At 31.5% G+C, this 22,043-nt stretch carries 23 protein-coding genes and 1 other annotated feature (1 of these 24 running past the window's edge); of the genes, 19 read left to right on the top strand and 4 right to left on the bottom strand.

What is annotated here, in order from left to right:
* Nucleotides 1-215 (top strand) — a binding site (T-box leader); it begins 19 nt to the left of the window's first position.
* Between the two features lie 44 nt (nt 216-259).
* From metG to KQI42_RS20850, 6 genes are read left to right on the top strand one after another with little or no spacing between them, the layout of a single operon-like run.
* The gene (gene metG / locus KQI42_RS03425; protein ID WP_216516758.1) at nt 260-2,215 is read left to right on the top strand and encodes a methionine--tRNA ligase; all 1,956 of its coding nucleotides are present in this window, start codon (nt 260-262) and stop codon (nt 2,213-2,215) included.
* A gap of 14 nt (nt 2,216-2,229) precedes the next feature.
* On the top strand, nt 2,230-2,997 hold the full coding sequence (locus KQI42_RS03420) for a TatD family hydrolase (protein WP_216516756.1): 768 nt from the start codon (nt 2,230-2,232) through the stop codon (nt 2,995-2,997).
* Nucleotides 2,998-3,056: 59 nt separating this feature from the next.
* Nucleotides 3,057-3,605 (top strand): ribonuclease M5, encoded by a 549-nt coding sequence (gene rnmV / locus KQI42_RS03415; protein ID WP_216516755.1) that lies wholly within the window; start codon nt 3,057-3,059, stop codon nt 3,603-3,605.
* The gene (gene rsmA, locus KQI42_RS03410) at nt 3,595-4,461 is read left to right on the top strand and encodes a 16S rRNA (adenine(1518)-N(6)/adenine(1519)-N(6))-dimethyltransferase RsmA (protein ID WP_216516753.1); all 867 of its coding nucleotides are present in this window, start codon (nt 3,595-3,597) and stop codon (nt 4,459-4,461) included. The genes rnmV and rsmA overlap by 11 nt, the downstream gene beginning before the upstream one ends.
* 31 nt (nt 4,462-4,492) lie before the next feature.
* The gene (locus tag KQI42_RS03405; RefSeq protein ID WP_216516751.1) at nt 4,493-5,845 is read left to right on the top strand and encodes a hypothetical protein; all 1,353 of its coding nucleotides are present in this window, start codon (nt 4,493-4,495) and stop codon (nt 5,843-5,845) included.
* 26 nt (nt 5,846-5,871) lie between these two features.
* Nucleotides 5,872-6,240, top strand: a complete 369-nt coding sequence (locus KQI42_RS20850) for an ArsR/SmtB family transcription factor (RefSeq protein ID WP_216516750.1) — start codon at nt 5,872-5,874, stop codon at nt 6,238-6,240.
* A 12-nt stretch (nt 6,241-6,252) separates the two neighbouring features.
* Here KQI42_RS20850 and KQI42_RS03395 read toward each other — a convergent pair whose 3' ends face one another.
* On the bottom strand, nt 6,253-6,534 hold the full coding sequence (locus KQI42_RS03395; protein WP_216516748.1) for a late competence development ComFB family protein: 282 nt from the start codon (nt 6,532-6,534) through the stop codon (nt 6,253-6,255).
* Between the two features lie 259 nt (nt 6,535-6,793).
* Here KQI42_RS03395 and KQI42_RS03390 point away from each other — a divergent pair, with 259 nt between their 5' ends.
* Nucleotides 6,794-7,027 (top strand): glutaredoxin family protein, encoded by a 234-nt coding sequence (locus KQI42_RS03390; RefSeq protein WP_216516747.1) that lies wholly within the window; start codon nt 6,794-6,796, stop codon nt 7,025-7,027.
* Nucleotides 7,028-7,072: 45 nt separating this feature from the next.
* Here the strand turns inward: KQI42_RS03390 and KQI42_RS03385 are convergent, their stop codons facing one another.
* Nucleotides 7,073-7,258, bottom strand: a complete 186-nt coding sequence (locus KQI42_RS03385; RefSeq protein WP_216516746.1) for a DUF1858 domain-containing protein — start codon at nt 7,256-7,258, stop codon at nt 7,073-7,075.
* A 157-nt stretch (nt 7,259-7,415) separates the two neighbouring features.
* On the opposite strand from KQI42_RS03385, the gene KQI42_RS03380 reads away from it, so the two are divergent.
* The 6 genes from KQI42_RS03380 (at nt 7,416) to KQI42_RS03360 (ending at nt 12,312) form a co-directional block, all read left to right on the top strand.
* On the top strand, nt 7,416-7,814 hold the full coding sequence (locus KQI42_RS03380; RefSeq protein ID WP_246566030.1) for a phage holin family protein: 399 nt from the start codon (nt 7,416-7,418) through the stop codon (nt 7,812-7,814).
* Between the two features lie 144 nt (nt 7,815-7,958).
* Nucleotides 7,959-8,255 carry an iron-sulfur cluster biosynthesis family protein gene (locus KQI42_RS21625; protein ID WP_343231637.1) on the top strand — a complete coding sequence of 99 codons (297 nt, stop codon included), beginning with the start codon at nt 7,959-7,961 and terminating at the stop codon, nt 8,253-8,255.
* A gap of 288 nt (nt 8,256-8,543) precedes the next feature.
* Entirely contained in the window at nt 8,544-9,881 is a 1,338-nt protein-coding gene (mgtE, locus tag KQI42_RS03375; protein ID WP_216516744.1) for a magnesium transporter, read from the top strand.
* Nucleotides 9,882-10,194: 313 nt separating this feature from the next.
* On the top strand, nt 10,195-10,800 hold the full coding sequence (locus tag KQI42_RS03370) for a nucleoside recognition domain-containing protein (RefSeq protein WP_216516742.1): 606 nt from the start codon (nt 10,195-10,197) through the stop codon (nt 10,798-10,800).
* Between the two features lie 18 nt (nt 10,801-10,818).
* Nucleotides 10,819-11,358: a spore maturation protein gene (locus KQI42_RS03365; RefSeq protein WP_216516741.1), complete on the top strand. Its 540-nt coding sequence runs from the start codon at nt 10,819-10,821 to the stop codon at nt 11,356-11,358.
* A gap of 24 nt (nt 11,359-11,382) precedes the next feature.
* The gene (locus KQI42_RS03360; protein WP_216516739.1) at nt 11,383-12,312 is read left to right on the top strand and encodes a S66 peptidase family protein; all 930 of its coding nucleotides are present in this window, start codon (nt 11,383-11,385) and stop codon (nt 12,310-12,312) included.
* 86 nt (nt 12,313-12,398) lie between these two features.
* Here KQI42_RS03360 and KQI42_RS03355 read toward each other — a convergent pair whose 3' ends face one another.
* Nucleotides 12,399-13,583 (bottom strand): iron-containing alcohol dehydrogenase, encoded by a 1,185-nt coding sequence (locus KQI42_RS03355; RefSeq protein ID WP_216516738.1) that lies wholly within the window; start codon nt 13,581-13,583, stop codon nt 12,399-12,401.
* Between the two features lie 442 nt (nt 13,584-14,025).
* On the opposite strand from KQI42_RS03355, the gene KQI42_RS03350 reads away from it, so the two are divergent.
* From KQI42_RS03350 to KQI42_RS03325, 6 genes are all read left to right on the top strand, one after another.
* Entirely contained in the window at nt 14,026-15,978 is a 1,953-nt protein-coding gene (locus KQI42_RS03350; protein WP_216516736.1) for a BglG family transcription antiterminator, read from the top strand.
* A gap of 12 nt (nt 15,979-15,990) precedes the next feature.
* Nucleotides 15,991-16,449 (top strand): PTS sugar transporter subunit IIA, encoded by a 459-nt coding sequence (locus KQI42_RS03345; RefSeq protein ID WP_216516734.1) that lies wholly within the window; start codon nt 15,991-15,993, stop codon nt 16,447-16,449.
* Between the two features lies 1 nt (nt 16,450).
* Nucleotides 16,451-16,759: a PTS fructose transporter subunit IIB gene (locus KQI42_RS03340; protein ID WP_216516732.1), complete on the top strand. Its 309-nt coding sequence runs from the start codon at nt 16,451-16,453 to the stop codon at nt 16,757-16,759.
* Entirely contained in the window at nt 16,759-17,799 is a 1,041-nt protein-coding gene (locus KQI42_RS03335; RefSeq protein ID WP_216516730.1) for a PTS fructose transporter subunit IIC, read from the top strand. Before KQI42_RS03340 ends, KQI42_RS03335 begins: the two co-directional genes overlap by 1 nt.
* Before the next feature lie 34 nt (nt 17,800-17,833).
* A complete protein-coding gene (locus tag KQI42_RS03330; RefSeq protein ID WP_246566029.1) occupies nt 17,834-18,736 on the top strand; it encodes a class II fructose-bisphosphate aldolase in 903 nt (300 codons plus the stop codon).
* Nucleotides 18,737-18,867: 131 nt separating this feature from the next.
* Nucleotides 18,868-20,094, top strand: a complete 1,227-nt coding sequence (locus KQI42_RS03325; RefSeq protein ID WP_216516728.1) for an MFS transporter — start codon at nt 18,868-18,870, stop codon at nt 20,092-20,094.
* 37 nt (nt 20,095-20,131) lie between these two features.
* On the opposite strand, the gene KQI42_RS03320 is transcribed toward KQI42_RS03325, so the two are convergent.
* A complete protein-coding gene (locus tag KQI42_RS03320; RefSeq protein ID WP_216516726.1) occupies nt 20,132-21,934 on the bottom strand; it encodes a heme NO-binding domain-containing protein in 1,803 nt (600 codons plus the stop codon).
* Nucleotides 21,935-22,043: the final 109 nt, after the last annotated feature.

Here is a 22,043-nt window from a genome sequence, read left to right as displayed (position 1 = left end):
GAGTAAGAATAATCTTATTCTAGAGAGAACTGGGATAGGTGAAAGCCAGTGTTTAAGCTTATTCTGAATATGGACCCTAAACTTTACAGCTGAAATAATTTAGGCTGTAACGGTAACAACCGTTATATTGTATGGTTAATTAACCTAGTAAGATCTAAGTCGTAAGATTTAGATGAATTAGAGTGGTAACACGAACTTATACCTTCGTCTCTATACGAGATGAGGGTTTTTTTATATCAGAAAATAGGAGGTATTTAGGATGAAAAAATTTTATTTAACGACACCAATCTATTATCCAAGTGACAACCTTCATATAGGGCATACTTATACAACTGTAGCAGCAGATGTACTAAAAAAATTTAAGAAAATGTTAGGTTATGATGTATACTTTGTAACAGGTTCTGATGAACACGGACAGAAGATTCAGCAAAAAGCAAAAGAAAACAATGTAGAACCAAAAGCTTATGTAGATGCTATAGTAAAGGATATAAAAGAGTTATGGAAGATGCTAGAAATAGACTATGATGAATTTATAAGAACTACAGATCCTCATCATGAAAAAGCAGTACAACAAATATTTGAAAAATTATATAATCAAGGGGATATATATAAGTCTAAATATGAAGGACATTATTGTACTCCGTGTGAAGCTTTTTGGGCTGAAAGTCAATTAAAAGACGGAAAATGTCCTGATTGTGGAAGAGAAGTTCACTGGGCTGGGGAAGAAGCGTATTTCTTTAAATTATCTAAATATAGAGATAAGTTAATAGAGCTTTATGAAAAAAACCCTGAATTTATCCAACCTGAATCTAGAAAAAATGAAATGATCAACAATTTCTTAAAAGAAGGATTAGAAGATTTATGTGTTTCAAGGACCAGTTTTAATTGGGGAATTAAAGTTCCTTTTGATCCTAAGCATGTAGTATATGTTTGGATAGATGCTTTATCTTGTTATATAACAGCTTTAGGTTATGGTACAGAAAATGAAGAAAAATATAAAGAATTTTGGCCAGCTAATGTTCATCTAGTAGGAAAAGAGATAGTAAGGTTCCACACTATAATCTGGCCAGCACTGCTTATGGCATTGGATATAGAATTACCGAGTAAAATATTTGGTCATGGATGGATATTATTTGAAGATGATAAGATGTCAAAATCTAAGGGGAATGTAATTTATCCAGAGCCAATTATTCAACTATATGGAATAGATGCCTTTAAATATTTTTTATTAAGAGAGTTTTCTTTTGGTCAAGATGGTTCCTTCTCAAGAGAGAAGTTTTTACAAAGATTGAACTCCGACTTAGCCAACGACTTAGGAAATTTAGTTAGTAGAACAGTAACCATGGTTGAAAAATATAATGAAGGATTAATTCCTGCACCTATTAAAGAAGGAGAATTCGATGAATCTTTAAAGGAAATAGGTATAAATGTAGCTAATAAAGTGGAACAACATATGGATAAACTAAACTATAGTCAAGCTTTAGAAGAAATATGGAAGCTAATTAGAAGAACAAATAAATATATAGATGAAACAACGCCTTGGATTTTAATCAAAGAAGATAAGGAAAGATTAGATACAGTTTTATATAATTTAACAGAAAGCTTAAGAATTACGGCTATTTTGATTAAACCATTTATGGAAAAAACATCAAGAGAAATATGGACTCAACTAGGGTTAAAAGAAAATATTGTTTGGGAAGATACTAAAGTTTGGGGTAAAATTAAAGCAGAAACTAAAGTTCAAAGAGGTCAAGGAATATTCCCTAGATTAGAAGTTGAAAAGGAATTAATAAGGCTTAATGAAGCTAATCAAAAGCTTATAGAAGAAAGAGCTAAGAATAAGGGCAAAAACGAAGAAAAGAAGGTTGAAAATGTGGAAAAAATAGAAGAATTTATTACCATAGATGATTTTGCAAAAGTACAATTAAAGGTAGCCGAAGTTGTTGCTTGTGAAAATCATCCGAAGGCAGATAAACTTTTAGTATTACAGCTAAAATTAGGAGAAGAAACTCGACAAGTAGTATCTGGTATAAAGGAATTTTATTCACCAGAAGATTTAATTGGTAAAAAGGTAGTAGTAGTATCTAACTTAAAACCTGTTAAATTAAGAGGAATAGAATCAAAAGGCATGATATTAGCTGCCGAAGATAGTGAAGGTAAACTAACTCTTGTATCTACTTTAGAAGAGATAGAATCAGGAGCATCCATCTCTTAAAAGGAGGAATAAATTTGTTAATAGATAGTCATGCTCACTTAGATGATGATAGGTTCGATAGAGATAGAGATAGATTAATAAAATCTTTAAAAGATAATGGAATAGAGTTGGTAGTAAATCCAGGAGCAGATTTACAGAGTAGTATAAAAGCCGTCTCTTTAGCAGACGAATATGAAAACATATATGCTGCTATAGGAGTTCATCCTCATTCAGCTAAGGAAATGGATGAATCTACTATAGAAGTGTTTAGATCTTTTTCTAAAAGAGATAAGGTAGTAGCCATAGGAGAAATTGGCTTAGACTATTATTATGATAATTCTCCAAGGGATATTCAGCGAAAGTGGTTTGTGGAACAGTTAAAACTAGCGAAGGAAGTAGACTTACCTGTAATAATCCATTCTCGTGATGCGGCTAAGGATACTTTTGATATCTTAAGTGAAGCTCAAGATGGAAGTCTAAGGGGGGTCTTACACTGCTATTCTGGAAGTACTGAAATGGCTTTAGAATATATAAAATTAGGATTTTATATTTCTATTGCAGGACCCGTTACATTTAAAAATGCCAGAGTGCTTAGGGAAGTAGCAGAGGCAGTTCCTTTGGATAAATTGCTTATAGAAACGGATTCACCTTATTTAACTCCAGAGCCATATAGAGGAAAAAGAAATGAACCTATATTTGTTAAACATGTAGCTGGAACTATAGCTGAAGTAAAGGGAGTATCTTTTGAAGATATAGCTATTGCTACAAGTAGAAATACAAAGAATTTATTTAAAATAAGGTAATCTAGATATATAAGGGAGAGAACTACTCTCCCTTCCATCTAAAGTAAGGAGAGATTCTTTTGATAAAGGAAATAATAGTAGTAGAAGGAAAAGATGATATAACTGCAGTTAAAGCTGCAGTGGAAGCTGAAGTTATGGCCACTGGCGGTTTTGGATATAAAAAAGAATTAATAGAAACCTTGAAAACTTTGGCAGATAGACGTGGAATAATTATCCTTACAGACCCAGACTATGCAGGAGAGAAAATTAGAAAAGATTTATCAAAACATATAAAAAATTGTAAACATGCTTTTCTTCCCCAAGGGAAAGCCTTAAAGAAAGGCGATATTGGAGTAGAAAATGCCACTAGAGAAGATATAAGGGAAGCCATAAGGAAAGCAAGACCAAATAAAGTAGAAAGAAAAGAAGAATTTACAAAAGAGGATTTGATTTCTTTAGGGTTAGCTGGAGGTAAAGATTCTAGAGAAAAAAGAGATAAGGTAGGAGAAATACTCGGAATAGGTTATGCTAATGCTAAACAGTTTTTAAATAGATTAAACAACTTTGGAATAACAAAAGAAGAATTTATTAAGGCAGTAGAGAGGATGGAAGAAATTAATGGAAGATAAGAGACTCTATTCTCCCAAGTATGTGAGAGAAATTTTAAATAGATATGGATTTGAATTCTCCAAAAGTTTAGGACAAAACTTCCTTATAGACGGTAATATAGTAAGAAAGATTGGCATTGAGGGAGAAATTACTAAAGAAGATTATGTCTTAGAAATTGGTCCCGGTATGGGAACTTTAACAGAGGAGTTAAGCTTGAGAGCTAAAAAAGTGGTAGCCGTAGAGTTGGATAAAACACTACTTCCTATTTTAGATGAAACTTTAGAATCTTGTGACAATATAGAAATCATTCATGGTGATATTTTAAAAATAGATATACAGAAATTAATTGATGAAAAATTAGATGGTGGCCCTGTAAAAGTAGTAGCTAATCTACCTTACTATGTTACTACACCAATAATAGCTAAATTATTAGAAGAGGATTTAAATTTAGAATCTATAATAGTCATGGTTCAGAAAGAAGTAGCAGAAAGAATGGTAGCTAATCCAGGCAGTAAACAATACGGATCTCTTTCTGTATTTGTAAACTTTTACAGCCATCCTAAAATAGTTGTAAAGGTGCCTAAAACTGTTTTTATGCCCCAGCCTAAGATTGATTCTGCAGTTATCAAGCTTACTTTAAAGGAAAACCTGCCTGATGTAGATAGGGATCAATTTTTTAAAGTGGTTAAAGCTGCATTTTCTAAAAGGAGAAAGACTATTATAAATTCTTTATCTACTTATGGTTTTAATATAGATAAAGAGTGTATAAAGGAAACCTTGGAACAACTAAATATTAAATTAGAAGAAAGAGCAGAAAACTTATCTGTAGAAGATTTTATAAAGATTAGTAAAACATTGCCCCCCTTAGACATATAATGATATAAAAGCTAAAAAAGGGGGGCTATTTATGTTTACAAACTTAGCCTATACAAGAAAGTTTATTATACTTAAAAAGGAATACTTAAACATTCGTACCCTAAATCCTAAAGGCCATGGTAAAATAGAATTACGGGGCATTAGAGGTAATATGAGTTTAAATCTAGAGAATGCAGAAAAAGACAATTACTATAACATATTTCTTATCCATCCAGACAAAGGTATATTACCATTGGAATTAGGTAGAATATATACGAATGAAGAAGGTAGAGGAAAAGCAGAATTTTCTTTTAATTTAAAGGAAGTGGAATCAAATGGCTTTTCAATGGATAAAATAAATGGTATCCTTGTTATGAGGGATTCTAGTATTCTACTAGGAGGTTATATTACTAGAGAAGATGGTTCTATTGAAAGGTACATAGAATCCATTGATAAAAAGAATGAAGAAAAGTATATAAAATCAATTCAGGAAAAAGTCGTAGAAGAGCCAATTGAAGATGAAATTGTTAAAGTAGAGTTTACTGAAGAGGAGATCATTCATAAAGAAGACGTAGAAGAGAAAATAGAAACAGAGGCAATAATTTTTGAGGAAGAAATAGAAGAAAAACCAATATTAGAAGAACCAATTGAAGAAACAATAGAAGAACCAGTATCTGAAGAAGTAACAATTGAGCAGGTTCTTGAAGATGAAATGGTTGAAGAGGAAATCCCTGAAGAACAAACTATCGAAGAAGAGATTCCTGAAGAAGAAAGTGCTGAAGAGCAAATTTTTGAATATGAGAATACTGAAGAAACTGTAGAAGAATTAGGAATATTAGAAGAATTACAGGAAGTTCTAATAGATGAACCAATAAGATCTAATGAAGAATATATACTAGAAGAAAATATGCCAAAAGAATCTAACTATGAAACTTTAGAGTATATTAGAAGATTAAACCAAAAAAATCAAACTACAAACTATATTCTTAGTATATTAAGATTTTTTCCTTATACAGATCCTTTTAAGATTGACTTAAAGGGTTATAATTGGTGGAAAATTAATGGGGAGGGTGTAGATGATTATAGAGGTTTTCTTCCTTATTTTAGCTATTTAACAGGAGGAAATTATAAATATCCTTTTGTGAAAAGTTCTATCAATTGTAATGAGCTAATGAAGAAATATAGGCATTACTTATTTGGATTATATAATGAAAGAGAAGAAGTAAAGTATTATTTATATGGAATTCCAGGAAAATTTTCTAAAGAAGAGCATCCCTATGGTGGAATTACTGGATTTAATACTTGGTTTGAAGGGAATGAAACAGAAGGTTATTGGCTCCTTTATATAGATCCGATGACTGGAAAAGTAATACACCCCTTAAATCCAATGATACCAAATGATTAGGTCTATATAGAGAGGGGAGAAAAATTGTGAAAAAAGAAGCAGAAGATAAAATTACTTGTTTAACAAATGCTACAGACGAAAAAACCATAAATGAAATAAAAGAGAGTTTATACGGAGAAGAAATTATAGGTCTTTTAGCAGAAACTTTTAAAGCTTTAGCAGATCCTACAAGACTAAAAATTATTTATGTTTTATCTAAGTCATCCTTATGTGTATGTGACATTGCAAACCTATTGGACATGACTCAATCGGCTATATCTCATCATCTTAGGCTCCTTAGAAATTTAAAGCTGGTTAAGTTTAGAAAAGAAGGAAAGATGGTTATCTATTCCTTAGATGATGAACATGTACTAGAATTATTTAAACAAGGGCTAAATCACGTAAGACACCAATAAAAAAATGAGGGGCTATAATATTTCCCTCATTTTTTCATCCTTGCTACATTTAGAACACACTAGTTCAGCAGCTTCAGCTAATTTAGCCAAGACAGAAATTTTACGCTGTCTATCCAATAAAAATGCTTTCTTTTCACCCTCATCCACATTAGATAAAAAATAAACTGGAGGCAAATTAGTTAAAGCTAAAGACTTTATATCACTTATGCATTGTTCACAACTACAAGTACTATAGATATTTTTTACTTCATTAAATACTTCATCGACTAAAATTTCCATATAATTTTTTATCATCTTTATCAATCCTTTAAAAATTATCAAAATACTTTATGTAAGTAAGTACACATAGTACTAATTAACTATATCGGTTTTTAATATTATAGTACTTTATGACTAGACTGTCAATTGATTTGTCCATCAGGAGCCTTTTATTTTATAGTTTTTGGTTAATAGATTTAATTGCGGGGTAAGATAGTATTGTATTTAAAGTTATTGACAAAGATACCCCTGAGGGGTATAATGTATATAAGAAAGTATGAAGGAGGAATTTAAAATGGCTAACGTAGTTGTTTATACAAGTAGTACTTGTCCTTATTGTGTTACAGCAAAAGACTACCTAAAAGAAAAGGGAGTAGACTATACTGAAAAAAATATTCAAACAGATAAAGCAGCAAGAAAAGAACTAATGGGTATGGGACATATGGGAGTTCCAGTAATACTAATTGATGGTGAAGAAGTAGTTGGTTTTGATCAAGAAAAAATTGATGACTTATTGGCAAGAGAATAAATTTAAAAAAGCGGGGAACTAAAAGTTCCTCGCTTTTTTGTAAATCTATTCGTTTAATGCGTTCATTAATTTTTCTAAATCTATACCATGAACCATAGCAGCTTCTTCTAAACTTTCCATTTGGCTTCCTGGGCATCCAATACAACCCATACCAAATCCTAAAAGGATATCCACTGATTCTGGTTTTTTACGTATTATCTCTCCAATTAACATATCTTTAGTAATTTCCATGCATCTTCCCTCCTTAAACAATTCTTACTAATATAGTAGCATATTTTATGTACTTTTTGCACTATATTTATATCATTTCACCAATATATATAAAATATTTAATATATTTTGCATAAAAAAATTTACATTGGACACACTTGTATTAGGAGGTGAAATTATGGAAAATAATGATAACAACAATAGGGACAGAAATGTAGATAGAAATAAGAATAAAGACATGGATTTTAATTTTGGTGAAATGCTTTTAAGAATATTGGTGACAGCAATAGTAGTTGGAATTGCAGCTTTCTTTACTCCAGGATTTTCAATAGATAATATATGGAGTCTACTATTGGCAGCAGTTATAATAGGTGTATTAGATTATTTAATTCAAAAATTTACAGGAGTAGATGCTACACCTTTTGGAAGAGGAATTACAGGATTTATAGTTGCTGCAATTATTCTTTATGTTACCAAGTTTATAGTACCAGGCTTTAACATATCAGTATGGGGTGCAATAATAGGTGCCTTAGTAATAGGTATTTTAGATGCTATAATACCAGGAAGAGCGATGTAAAGGGAAACCCTCTAATAAAATAGAGGGTTTTTTTATTTACTAACTTTTTCTTTCCTTGACGTAAAAAAGAAAATAATATAAAATGTTTATGGATACCCTAATGGGGTATAAAAGGAATAGAAAAAATATAAGGAGGCAAGATTTATGAAAATAGATTTAACTAATAAAGCTCAACAAGAGCTTACAAAAATATTAGAAGCTAAAAAAACTGAAAAGCCTTTAAGGATATATATAGCAGGATATGGTTGAGGTGGTCCAAGCTTTGGTCTAGCTCTGGATGAGCCAAAAGATGGAGATGATAAAACTCAAGTTGGGGATTTTACTTTTATTCTTGAAGAGGGACTAACAGAGAGCTTTAATAAGTTTACTATAGATTATAGTGATAACTGGTTAAGAAGAGGATTTAGCGTAACTCCCGATGGAGGAGGAGCTTCTTGCTAATAAAAGATAGGTTTTACCCTATCTTTTATTTTTTTGCCAAAAAACTTAAAGAGAAGCTATTTTTATGTTACAATAAAAAGTAGACCAACTTTTAGTAATAGTTTTTTATTTAAACTAAAAATGTGGGTATACTTAAATAGTAGAAAGAATCCTTTAAATATACCAGGAGGTGATGATTGTGGATTCTGGACCTTTGCCCAGTTGTAGCTATAATGCTTATTTAACAAAATTAAATAGGAAGAACCATGATCATTGCCAAGTGACATGGTTTATTTAAGGGGGGTTAATATGGATGAAAGAAAAATTTTAGATTTAATTGAACAAAAAAAATATATAGAATTAAAAAAAGAGTTAGCACAAATGAATGAAGTGGATGTAGCAGAGATATTAGATCCATTGGATATTCATACTACTTTAGTTATCTTTAGAATGTTACCTAAAGATTTAGCAGTAGAAGTATTTGCTCATTTTTCACCAGAACAACAAAGGGATATTATCAATACTATAACTGATAAAGAATTAAAATATATTGTTGAGGAATTGTTCTTTGATGATATGATTGACCTTATAGAGGAGATGCCAGCTAATTTAGTAAAAAAGATACTTGTAAATGCTAAAGAAGAAGAGAGAAAGCTGATAAATCAATTTTTAAAATATCCCCCAAATTCTGCTGGTAGTTTAATGACTATTGAATATGTAGATTTAAAGAAGGATATGACAGTAAAGGATGCACTAGATCATATAAAGGAAACTGGTTTAGATAAAGAAACTGTATATACTTGTTATGTTACTGGTGAAAATAGGAAGCTAGAAGGCATAGTGTCTTTAAGAAAATTGGTTATTAGTGATGAAAAATTATTAATTAAAGATATAATGAACGAAGACTTTATATATGTGAATACTCATGATGACCAAGAGACTGTGGCTAGCGTATTTAAAAGGTATGGATTTTTAGCCTTGCCCGTTGTAGACAAGGAGCATAGATTTACTGGAATTATAACTGTTGATGATATTATGGACGTCATTGATCAGGAAACTACAGAAGACTTTCAAAAAATGGCTGCTATGTCTCCCTCAGAAGAAGCATATTTGGATACTGGTGTATTTACTTTAGCAAAACATAGGATTATTTGGCTTCTAGTACTAATGGTTTCTGCTACTTTTACTGGAGGGATAATAAAAAGATTTGAAGATGTTTTACAGTCTGTAGTAGTTCTTACAGCATTTATTCCTATGCTTATGGATACAGGAGGTAATTCAGGAAGCCAATCTTCTACTTTGGTTATTAGAGGATTAGCATTAGGAGAAATTAGTCTTAGTGATAGTTGGAAAGTAATTTGGAAAGAATTTAGAATCAGTATAATAGTAGGAATAGCACTTGCAGCTGCTAATTTTGTACGAATTATGATATTTGATACCGTAGGAATTTGGGTAGCATTAACGGTTTCTATTACATTGCTGGTAACAGTAGTAATATCTAAAATAGTAGGAGGAATTCTTCCTATGATAGCTAAAAGGGTTAATATAGACCCAGCTATAATGGCTGGACCTCTTATTACTACTATAGTAGATGCTCTAAGTTTAATTGTATATTTTACTATAGCATCCTTGTTGTTACACATATAAATAGATTGCTGCCGTTAGATATAATAGAAAAATGCTAGACTTTTCTGGCATTTTTTTATTGTTGAAAGATTCCATCAAGACATATAAAATATATAGTATATTCCTTATTTTCGGATTTCAGTCCTACTTAGCGTACTAAAGGTTTTTTCTTTTAACTACAGGAAGTAACAAAATTTTCTATTCCAACTATGGACAAGGATTCCCGGAATCGGGAAGTTCTTTATAAAATTGCCTTGTCTGCTAATGGCATATTTATTGCAACAAATAGGTATGTCACAATTCAATTTATTCAAAACTTGAAGGAGGTATTTTGATGATTAACTTTATTTGGGCAGCACTACTTATCGTTGGTTTCGTAGTTGGAGCAGCTACAGGAAACATTGATGCAGTTACAAATGCAGCCATTGATAATGCAAAGACTGGTGTAGATCTTGCTTTAGGACTTATCGGAGTAATGACCCTGTGGTTAGGAATTATGAAAATTGCAGAGGACTCAGGTTTAGTTGAGAAACTTGCAAAAGCATTAAGACCTTTAATGGTTCGCGTATTTCCTGATGTTCCACCAGAGCATCCAGCTATGGGAGCAATGATAATGAATATTGCAGCAAATATGCTAGGATTAGGTAATGCAGCAACTCCACTAGGATTAAAGGCAATGCAAGAATTACAAAAACTTAATGATGAAAAAGATACTGCAACCAATGCAATGGTTACTTTCTTAGCAATTAATACCTCGTCAGTAACATTGATACCTGCATCGACTATTGCAATATTAGCTGCGGCAGGAGCTACAAATCCTACAGAAATAATAGGACCTACATTAATAGCTACAACAGCATCAACAGTTGTTGCAATTATTGTATCTAAAACATTTCAAAACTTACCTAAATACAAAATGACCAAAGCTACTAATAAATAGGGATAAGGGGGAATATCAATGTTTGTTAAAATAATGGAAGCCATATCAACTTATGCAATTCCTTTTATGTTTGTTGGAATTGTTACCTTTGGGATGGCGAAAAAAGTTAAAGTATACGAATCCTTTACTGAAGGAGCAAAAGAAGGCTTTACTACTGCCGTTAGGATAATACCTTTCCTTGTGGCAATGTTGGTCGCTATAGGAGCATTTAGGGCTTCTGGGGCTATGGATTTATTAACTAAAGTATTAAGCCCTATAACTACTAAAATTGGTATGCCAGGAGAAATCTTACCAATGGCATTTATGAGACCATTATCTGGTGGAGGAGCTCAAGGGATTATGACCGATTTAATTACAAATCATGGACCAGAATCTTTAATAGGTCGTATGGCAGCAGTTATGATGGGTTCTACAGAAACTACATTCTACGTATTAGCAGTATACTTTGGTTCAGTAGCTGTTAAGAAACAAAGACACGCTTTGCCAGTTGGGTTACTAGCTGATTTAGCAGGATTATTAACAGCAGTATTTGTGACAAGATTATTTTTTGGAATGTAATTTTTTCATAAAGGAGGTAAACCCATGATTAAACCAAAAGCATTAAAATTTGGAGATACTATAGGTGTTATAGCACCAGCTAGTCCAACAACAGAAGAAAGAGTTAAAAAGGCTCATGATAAGCTTATTGAAATGGGTTTTAAGGTTAAAATGGGCAAAAGCCCATATGAACGTTATGGATATTTATCAGGTTCTGATGCTATTAGAGCAGAAGATGTAAATCAAATGTTTAAAGACAAAGAAGTAGATGGAATTATTTGTCTTAGAGGAGGATACGGAACCCCTCGTATTCTTGGATTATTAGATTATGAAGCCATAAAGAACAATCCAAAAATATTTGTTGGATACAGCGATATTACAGCATTACATATAGCCTTTACTCAAATATGTAACTTAGTTACTTACCATGGACCTATGGTTTCTTCAGATATGATAGGTGATTTTTCTGATTTTTCTAGGGATAACCTTTTCAAAGTTATTATGAATAATGAGTCTATAGGGGAAATTTGTAATCCTGAGGGAGAAGAGATAATTAGCATAAATGGTGGGATAGCTGAAGGAACTATAATAGGTGGAAACCTATCTTTAATCGTTGATACAATAGGTACTCCTTATGAAATAGATGTAAAGGGTAAGATCTTATTCATCGAAGAAATAGGGGAGGAACCTTATAATATAGATAGAATGTTTAATCAATTAAGGTTGGCAGGTATATTAGAAGACGCTAACGGCATCATACTTGGTGATTTTAATAATTGTGTATCAGAGAAGCATGATGAAAACTTAACTTTAGAGCAAGTAATTGAAGATCATATTAAGCCAATTGGAAAACCAACCATATATAATCTTCAAGCAGGACATTGTGATCCAATGGTTACGCTGCCTTTTGGCGTAAAAGCAAGACTTGATGCAGATAAGAAGGAACTTATAATATTAGAAAAACCAACGATTTAAATCATAATAATAATAAAGGTAGAAGCTAATTTAATCAAAGCCTCTACCTTTATTTGTGTTGAGACGATATTTCATTTCTTTCAAGCTTATCGAGCTGCTTGATAAATTTTTAATACATCATCTTTTCCAAGCTTTTGGAAGAATCCTATAGTGCCATTACCTGTAGCAACACATTTTTCAGCTAATTCCTCTAATTGTTCCTCTGTTGGGTTAATACCTAATTCTGTAAGACTTATCGGCATTCCAATAGAATGGAAGAAATCTTCCATGGCCTCAATCCCTTTAAGGGCTGTTTCTTCTAAATCATGAAAGTTCATTTCACATCCCATAACATTAACTGCGAATTGTGCAAAACGAGGTGTATTTACTTTATATACATAGCGAGCCCAACTTCCCCAAATAGCGCACAAACCTGCACCATGTGCTACATCAAACATACCACCTAGTTCATGTTCGATTTTATGACATGCAAAATCACTTACACGACCTGTTCCTGTTAGTCCATTATGAGAAATACTACCAGCCCACATTAATTCGGCACGAGCATTGTAATCATTCGGATTTTTCAAAGCTTTTACTAAATTTTCGCGAACACATACTAATAATCCTTCACTTATTCTGTCTGTTAATTCTACATGATCTATATTGGTAAAATATCTTTCCATAGTATGCATCATAATATCAGCACCGCCACTAGCTGTTTGATAAGGTGGAAGAGTATAAGTTAATTCAGGATTCATAATTGCAAATTTAGGTCTTGCACAATCATGATTATAGGAGCGTTTTAACATACCTTTTTCAATAGTAATAACGGAGGAATTACTAGTTTCTGAGCCAGACGCTGCAATAGTAGATATACAACCTACAGGAGCACACTTATCAGTTGTAACTTTTCCTGTATATAAATCTTCTAAATCAAAATCGTTAGCAATACCATAAGCTATTGCCTTTGCAGAATCTATAGCACTGCCCCCTCCAATGGCTAATATAAAATCTACGCCTTCTTTTTTACACAATTCAACCCCTTCTTTTGCCAGCTGTAAACGTGGGTTTGGCACTACTCCTCCTAAGTCAATGTACTGAATTCCAGCATCTTCTAGACTTTTATGCACTCTATCTAAGAGTCCACTTTTAATCAAATATTTACCGCCACCTCCAAAATGGATTAAGACTTTATTATATCCTAAGGATTTTATTTCATTACCAACTTGTTTTTCTGTATCCTTTCCGAATATAACCTTTGTAGGATTATAAAATTCAAAATTAATCATTCCTCTTCCTCCTTATTTTAGTATTTAACATTATTTACAAACTTCAAATAGAATGTTTTTCTGCTATACTTTTTTATGATAAATATTTTCAAAAAACTATTAATTTTTCTTTATTTTTTAAATAAAAATTAATTTCATTATAACTTAAAAGTTATAAATTTAATAATCATAATTTTTCATCATGATAGTGCATTTATTTGTAATACATAAGAATACAAGTGAAATTTTCATATTTGTATTAGATAAATCTATATATTATTTGTTGACATAGGATGTAAAACCGCAATTTAACAGAAAAATCGACTTTTTAAAGGATTTTACACTAAGTTCGGAATCAGAATTATTAGATTAATTTCACTAATATAGTGTAATAAAATGAGTTTACCTATACCTTGAGGTGACTTATAATGAACTTGTAATAACATGAAAGAAAGGTGATCATATGTTATTATCTCGCGAGAAAAAGATAATAAAGTTGCTTTATGAAGAACCTAGGTACTTTACAACTTATGAATTATCTCTTTTATTAGAAGTAAGTCCAAGGACAGTAAAATCTGATATAAAAGGAATAAATGAAATTATAAAAAAAGAAGGATGTTATATTGAAACAAAAACAAATTATGGGGTAAGATTAATTTTCAATGAGTTTGGCAAGAAGTTTTTAGAGAAGCTATTATTTAATGGAAATTATGTATCCCCATCTGTACCAGATGTAAGAAAATATTGGGTGGCAAAGATGATATTAGATATGGATGGATTTATATCTATTGAAAGTATATCTGAAACATTTTTTGTGAGCAAAGGTACTATTGGAAATGATTTAAATGAATTATTGGCCTTCTTTCAGAGTTATGACCTTGAGTTAGTAAAGAAAGCAAAATACGGAGTAAAAATTATTGGAGAAGAAAAACAAATTAGAATAGCAACAGCAGATATTATAAAAAAGCTTTTTAATAATCAAAATAATATTTCAATGGACAGATTAAAAAGGTTTTTCCTAAAAATAGATTTAAATAAAGTAGAAGAAATTATTAAATCCGCAGAAGAAAGGTTTTCCTTTATATTATCAGATATTGCATTTAATGAATTACTTATACAAATAGCCATAACAATTGATCGTATTAATCAAAATCATAATATTCAAATTGAAAATTACGACTATAAATTATTTGAGTATGAAAAAGAATGGGAAATAACCAATTTTATTACTGCTAAAATTGAAGAAAGTTTATCCATTTGTTTAGATGAATCTGAAAAGGGATATATTCTAATTCATTTATTAGGTGCCAATATACAGTGTACAGTTGATTTATTAAAAGTTGAACTAGAACCTTGCGAGGACTTAGATACAGGACTATATGCTGCTATGCTTGAAGCAATAAATGAAACTAGTCTAGCTTTTAATTTTGATTTTATCCATGATGAAAAATTAACTTCTGCTTTGTTTTTACATTTGAAAGCTATGTTTAATCGTCTAAATCATGGAATAAGTATAAATAATCCTTTGTTAGATATGTTGAAAAAAAGCCATTTATTTGAATATGAAATGGCAGCCTATTTAATAGATTCTTTGATGAAAAATTATAACTTAAAAATTAGTGAAGACGAAATAGGTTATGTAGCACTGCATATTGCTGCATCAGTAGAAAGATATAAGATTAAGAATAAATATAAAAACCATATAAGAGTTGTTATTGTTTGTACTACAGGTTTTGGAACTAGTCAATATATGAAGGCTAGAATTCAAGGTTGTTTTCCTTATATCTTTATTAGTAAGATATTACCTATTAATAAAGCCAAAACTGAAATATATTCAGATGAAGTTGATTTCGTGTTGTCTACAGTTCCTTTAACAATAGATGGTGTAGATGTTATTAAAGTATCACCTTTGTTAAATGATAAAGATATTAACTCAATTAAAGCCAAAATAAACAATATTGACGTAGAAGAAAAAAAGCTTGAATCAAATAAAACAATAAAGTTATTTATAAATGAAAGAATATCTATATTCAAATGCGATTGTAGGACAAGAAATGAAGTAATACAATTATTAGGCACTAGAATGATAGAAGAAGAATATGTAGATGATAATTTTATTTCATCTGTATTTAATAGGGAAAATGTTTCAACAACTGCTATAGGATCTTTGTTAGCTATTCCTCACGCCTTTGAGGGACATGTATTAAAACAAGGAATTGGGATTATGACTTTAAAGAAACCTATTGACTGGGGAGATAATAAAGTACAAATAATATTAATGCTCAGTATTGATGGTAAAACACAAAACCAATTTGAAGAGTTATTTACAGAAGTAGTCAATATTGCAAAACAACCAGCTTTAATCAAAGAAATATTAGAAGTAGATAATTTTAAAGATTTTGTTAATGTTATTTAGGAGGAAAATATTATGGATTTGTGTTCGTTAATTGACAAACGTTTAATCGTATTTAATTTTGATGGACAAGACAAAGAAGAAATTATACAAGGAGTAGCTGAATTAATGTTTAATTCAGGCAAGATTGCAGACAAAGTGAAGTATGTGGAGGGGGTTTTTAAAAGAGAATCAGAATGTTCAACAGGAATTGGTATGGGAATAGCAATTCCTCACTGTAGAAGCGATGTTGTTACACAACCATGCTTTTCCCTTGTTAAATTAAAAAATGAAGTTGAATGGGATTCTTTTGATGGTAAACCTGTATCTTACGTTATTATGTTAGCTGCACCTAATGATGCAAATAATGAATTTTTAAAACTTTTATCCTCATTATCTTATAATCTAATGGATGATGATTTTAGAGAAACATTGATTAATGCTTCATCAATTGAAGAAATAGAATTATTGTTCAAAGAGAAAGGAGAGAATTAATATGTACATTTTAGCTGTTACAAGTTGTCCGGTAGGCATTGCTCATACTTATATGGCAGCAGCCAATTTGAAGAAAGCAGCAAAGAAAAGGGGGATAGACATTAAGATAGAAACTCAAGGTGCTCAAGGATTAGAAAATGAAATTACAAAGGACGATATAGCAAGAGCAGATGGAGCGATTATTGCCAGTGATATAAAGATAAAATTCCCAGAACGTTTTGAAGATTTACCAGTTCTTGAATGTAAAGTTCAAGAGGCCGTAAAAGATGCATTGGGAATACTGGATGAATTATTGGAGGCGATTAGTTAATGGCTGTTATCGAGAGGAAAGCTGGTAAAAAAATATCTAAGACAGAAAAAATCAAATCATCTTTTCTAACGGGTACTTCCTATATGATTCCTGTAATCGTTGCCGGAGGTGTAATTCAAGCTATTGCAAAAGCTATTGGAGGCTATGATGTTGCTAATAATCCAGGTACATTTGCATATTTGATAAATCAAATTGGAGCTTGTGCTTTCTTTTTTGCAGTCCCTGTTTTATGTGCTTCTATAGCTTATACGATTGGGGACCGTCCAGCCATTGGACCAGGTCTAGCTATTGGTTATCTTGCAAATCAAATTAATGCAGGATTTGTTGGTGGATTAATTGGAGGATTTGCAGTAGGATATTTAATTTCGTGGATAAAAAAATGGAAAGTTCCAAGTTGGATGACGGGCATTATGCCTATACTGGTTATTCCTGTTCTAAGTACTTTAACAGTAGGGGCTATATTTCAGTTTATAATTGGTCATCCAATTGCTGCAGCCATGACCGCATTCCAAAATTGGTTAGCATCACTACAAGGAACATCTAAGTTTCTTCTTGGTTCTGTAATGGGTACATGTTGGGGAATAGACTTTGGAGGGCCTGTTACTAAGACAGCTGCATCATTTGCTAACGCTTTGAATGCAGATGGAATTTTCGGACCTACTGCTGTAAAAATGGCGGCAGGAATGGCTCCACCGCTTGGAATGGCTATTGCAGTATTATTAGCAAAGAAAAAGTTTACACAAGGAGACATTGAAAATGGAAAGGTTGCTGTACCACTAAGCCTTTGTTATATAACTGAAGGAGCTATTCCTTTTTACTTAAATGATCCTATTAGAGTATGGTGTGCGACTATTCCAGGATCAGCAATTGCTGGAGGACTTTCAATGGCATTAAATGTTGAATCTCCAGCCTTACATGGTGGAATATTTGTTGTTCCAATGATGAATAAGCCTTTAACATTTCTATTCTGTTTAGGTGTAGGCTCAATTATAACAGGCGTTATTTATGCAATAATTAAAAAACCAGTTGAAACATATTAAACCATTAAGAAGTAGATTAAGCTATCAATAATAAATGAAAGGACTTATAAAAATGTATGTATCAATGAAATCTATTTTACAAAATGCTCATGAAGGTAACTATGCAGTAATGGCAATTAACTGCGTGAATATGGAAACAACTAAAGCAATTATAGAAGCTGCAGAGGAAGAACATTCAGCTGTAATTATTAATGTGTCCCCAAGACAAATGAAAGCTCATACTCCTGGGTATATTTTAGCACCAATGGTGAAGAATCTAGCAATCAAAGCAAGTGTGCCTATAGCTTTAAATTTAGATCATGGTGGAGATTATGAAGATTTAGTTAAAGTAATGGAATACGGTTTTTCAAGTGTAATGATAGATGCATCTAAATACCCATTTGAGGAAAATATATCACGTACCCAAACTATAGTCAGCGTTGCTCATGGAATGGGACTTGCCGTAGAAGGTGAACTAGGTCATGTTGGAATAGCTAATGAAGGAGATAATGCAAAAGAGGATTTATATACTAATCCTAATCAAGCTAAAGAATTTGTAGAAAGAACAAAAGTAGACTGTTTAGCAGTAGCAATAGGAACAGCTCATGGAAGTTATCCAGATGACTTTACTCCCAAACTAGACTTTGATCGTTTAAAAGCTTTAAAGGAAACCTTACAAATGCCTCTTGCTTTACATGGAGGTTCTGGTGCAGGTGAAGAGAATATTAAGAAGGTTGTTTCTCTAGGAATTAATAAAATCAATGTATGTACAGATGCTTTTAAAGTTGCTAGACAAGCTATGGTAGATGCAGCCAAAGAAAATCCTAATATTGACTATATGGATATTTGTATGGTTGCACAAAATGCGATGAAAGAATTTATTAAAAGATATATGAGATTAATAGGTTCAAGTAATCGTTATACATTTGAAAAAAGTACAATGGGGTATTTAGACTAAATTTTCTTCTAATAAGGAAAAGACATTCTATATATTGAGATGAAAGCCGGATAATGAAAATTTCCGGCTTTCATTTATAAATTCTATATAAACTTTAAAAATATTTATGTTTAATGCTAGGAGAATATGAAATGGATGAACTAAAAAGAAAAAGATTATTAATGATGATTTCAGGAGCATTTATTATATCATTTACTGGTTTTCCACATATGTGGTCAATTTATCAACCTTATATTATTAAAGAAATTGGATGGTCAGTGGGACCGTCAACAATAAGTTTTTATTTAGCCATTGTATTTTTTGTTATAGGGAATATTATAGGAGGAAGGATTCAAGATAAGTTTTCTCCTAGAATTGTTATATTTATAGGTGGAGTTTTATTTTCAAGTGGACTTTTTTTATGCACTACAGTTACATCAAATTTTCCTATGGCTATGTATATATATTATGGAATTATGCAAGGATTCGGTACTGGTGCTATATATACTTCTGTTATTACTTCTGCCCAAAAATGGTTTCCAGATAGAACAGGATTTGCATCAGGAGTTATTATTGCTTCCAATGGCTTAGCTGGATTTTTTATAGCTCCCTTTAGTAAATATATGCTGCAAACATATGGAGTAAATTCAGCTTTTACTGTTTTTTCTATTATTATTACAATTGCTTGGATACTAGCTTTTATATTTGTAAAAAATCCTCATAGTGGATATATAGAAGAGTTTAGTAATGTAAAAGGTTTAAATAAAGAAACAAAATTACACATCTTAGATAAGAAACAATATACGACAAAAGAAATGTTAAGAAGTAAGAGATATTATTTACTTGCTGCTTCTATGATGTGCTCCTTATTAGCTTATTTTACTATATCACCTATATCCCAAATCTTACAGATGTCTAGGAATGTACCAGAGAATATTGCCGTAATGGCAATTATGATCGGTTCCTTAGCTAATGCTTCTGCAAGATTAATCATACCGACATTGAGTGATAAGATAGGGAGAATTAAATGTCTTTTCTTTCTAGTATTTGTATCTCTTGTTTCAACGGGTTTACTTATTGTACCTGGTTCCTATACGACAACTATAGCCATAATAGCAATATATTTTTGTTATGGTGGAATTTTAGGGATTTATCCAGCCTTGACCACTGCTCTGTTTGGGGTAAAACATGGTGGAGAGAATTATGGATATGTAATGATAGGCCTTGGAATAGCCTCCGTATTATCTCCTATACTTTCAGCAATAATACCAATAGATTTACTTAATGGGAAAGGATTATTCATGCTTATAGGAATTGTAGAATCTATTAGCATTATATTAGTTAAGAAACTACAGAAGGAATTAAATATTATAATTTAAAAAATATGGCACCTTGTAAATCTAAGGTGCCATATTTTTAAATTGTATACTTTTCTAAATCCTTACTAAACTCTTCTGATACTTTTTTAAACTCCACTATACTTTCGGTCATTTTCTTAATCTCTTCAGTATAAGATTGAACATTTGCACTTACCTCTTGAGAAGAAGCAGAGTTCTCTTCAGCAATTGCTGCTAAGGATTCAATGTTGTGAGATATTTGATTTATAGAGTTTGTTTCCTTAGTAAGTTCTTCTGTAAGTTCGATTATTAAATTAGCAACTTTTTTAATGGAATTTACAGAAGCATAGTTTTCTTCCGCTACTGAAGTTAGACTTATATTTTCTTTTTCAAGAACCGTATATTGGTTATCAATATCATCTACAAAACCGTCAATATCTTTAATAAAAGATTCTAAATTATTATTTATACTTTTAACAGCTTCTTTTGATCCCTCCGCTAATTTTCTGACTTCTAAAGCTACGACAGTGAATCCTCTTCCGTATTCTCCAGCTCTAGAAGCTTCTATACTAGCATTTAAGGCCAATAGATTAGTTTGTTCCGCAATCTTTTCTACGGTTTCTACAATAATCCTAACATCATTAGCTCTATTTTGTAAAGCTTGTCCCTTTCCTTTGACTTTTGAAAACTCTTTTAAGATTTGATTTAAGCTTAAAGAAGTAGCTTTTAAGTCTTCAAAACCCTGATTTATTTTTCTGACAGCAGATTCTAATTCTTCCTTACCTTTACTTTCCTTATCAACTACTTGATTTAAAGAATTGATACTATTATTTAAAAGGTAGGCTGCATTTTCCGTTTCTTCTGCTTGGTTTATAGCTCCACTAGCTACCTGTTCTACTACATCAGATATTTCTCCTGAAGTAAAAGACATATTAGAAGAAATTTCGCCAAATTTATTTCCAAAAACATTTAATTCATCAGTACTACCTTTATATCCTACAAAATCTGTCTTAATGTGAGATTTTATAGAATTTATCCTATCATTAATTTCTTCTAAGAAATCATTGGTGGAAATATCTTCTTCCATGGACAAATCTTTTTCTATTATACTCTCTAGAGATAGATATATATCTTTTAGCGGCTTAAATAACATTTTTCCTGTTAATAAAGGAATAATAACAGAAAGAGCAAGAACAGTAGCAGTATATAAATTGTTATCTATTATTTTAGGCAAAATTACTGCTGGAATTCCAATTAGTAGTAAAGAAACCAAAGCAATTTTCCCTTCTATGCTTTTGATAAATCCTAGAGATAAAACTTTATTTAGCATAAAGGTTTTCCTTTGATAAATCTCTTTAGAGAATGTAATGGAGACTTTGGTAAAACCTTCTTTCTTTTCCAAAGTGTCAATTTGAATGTCTTCTTTGTAAAACATAGCCGCTCCCTCTAGCATGCCTTGAAAATACCCAAACATTTCTCTTGGAGAAGAATAGCTCATTACAGCCTTCTTTTTATCAATAGCTTTCATATGAAGGATCGGTGGTTTAGCACCAGGAATTCGTTTAGTCACTATAACGTGTATATCGTACATAGCACTTAAGAAAGAATATAAACTCTTATATCTAAAAAATGCAGGATAATCTTGAGAAAAAGTAAATATATTATTGTTCCCCATTTTTCTCCAAACTTCATAAGGTTCTTCACCTATTTTATTTGCTATGTAATTTACAAAACCTATAGCTGCTCTATCTTCTATATCTTCTGTAGGTCTGAATATCTTCTTAGGATTGATGTTAAAGTGCTCTAATGCTTCATTTGTCAAATTATCTCCAAACAAACTTTTACAGGTTTTTACCCATGCGGATACAATGGTGCCTTTCAAAAAGACCCCCTCCTTATTCTCGAATACACAATAATTATACCACACTAATCACTTTAAAGGTCAATTTTCATAAGATATATTAGATAGAAAATATTATGGAGGGGTAGCA

It is taken from the genome of Tissierella simiarum (assembly GCF_018917865.1).
Classification (GTDB): domain Bacteria; phylum Bacillota; class Clostridia; order Tissierellales; family Tissierellaceae; genus Tissierella_C; species Tissierella_C simiarum.
The sequence above is the reverse complement of the archived record's forward strand: the minus strand, read 5'-3'. Positions and strand labels throughout refer to the sequence as shown.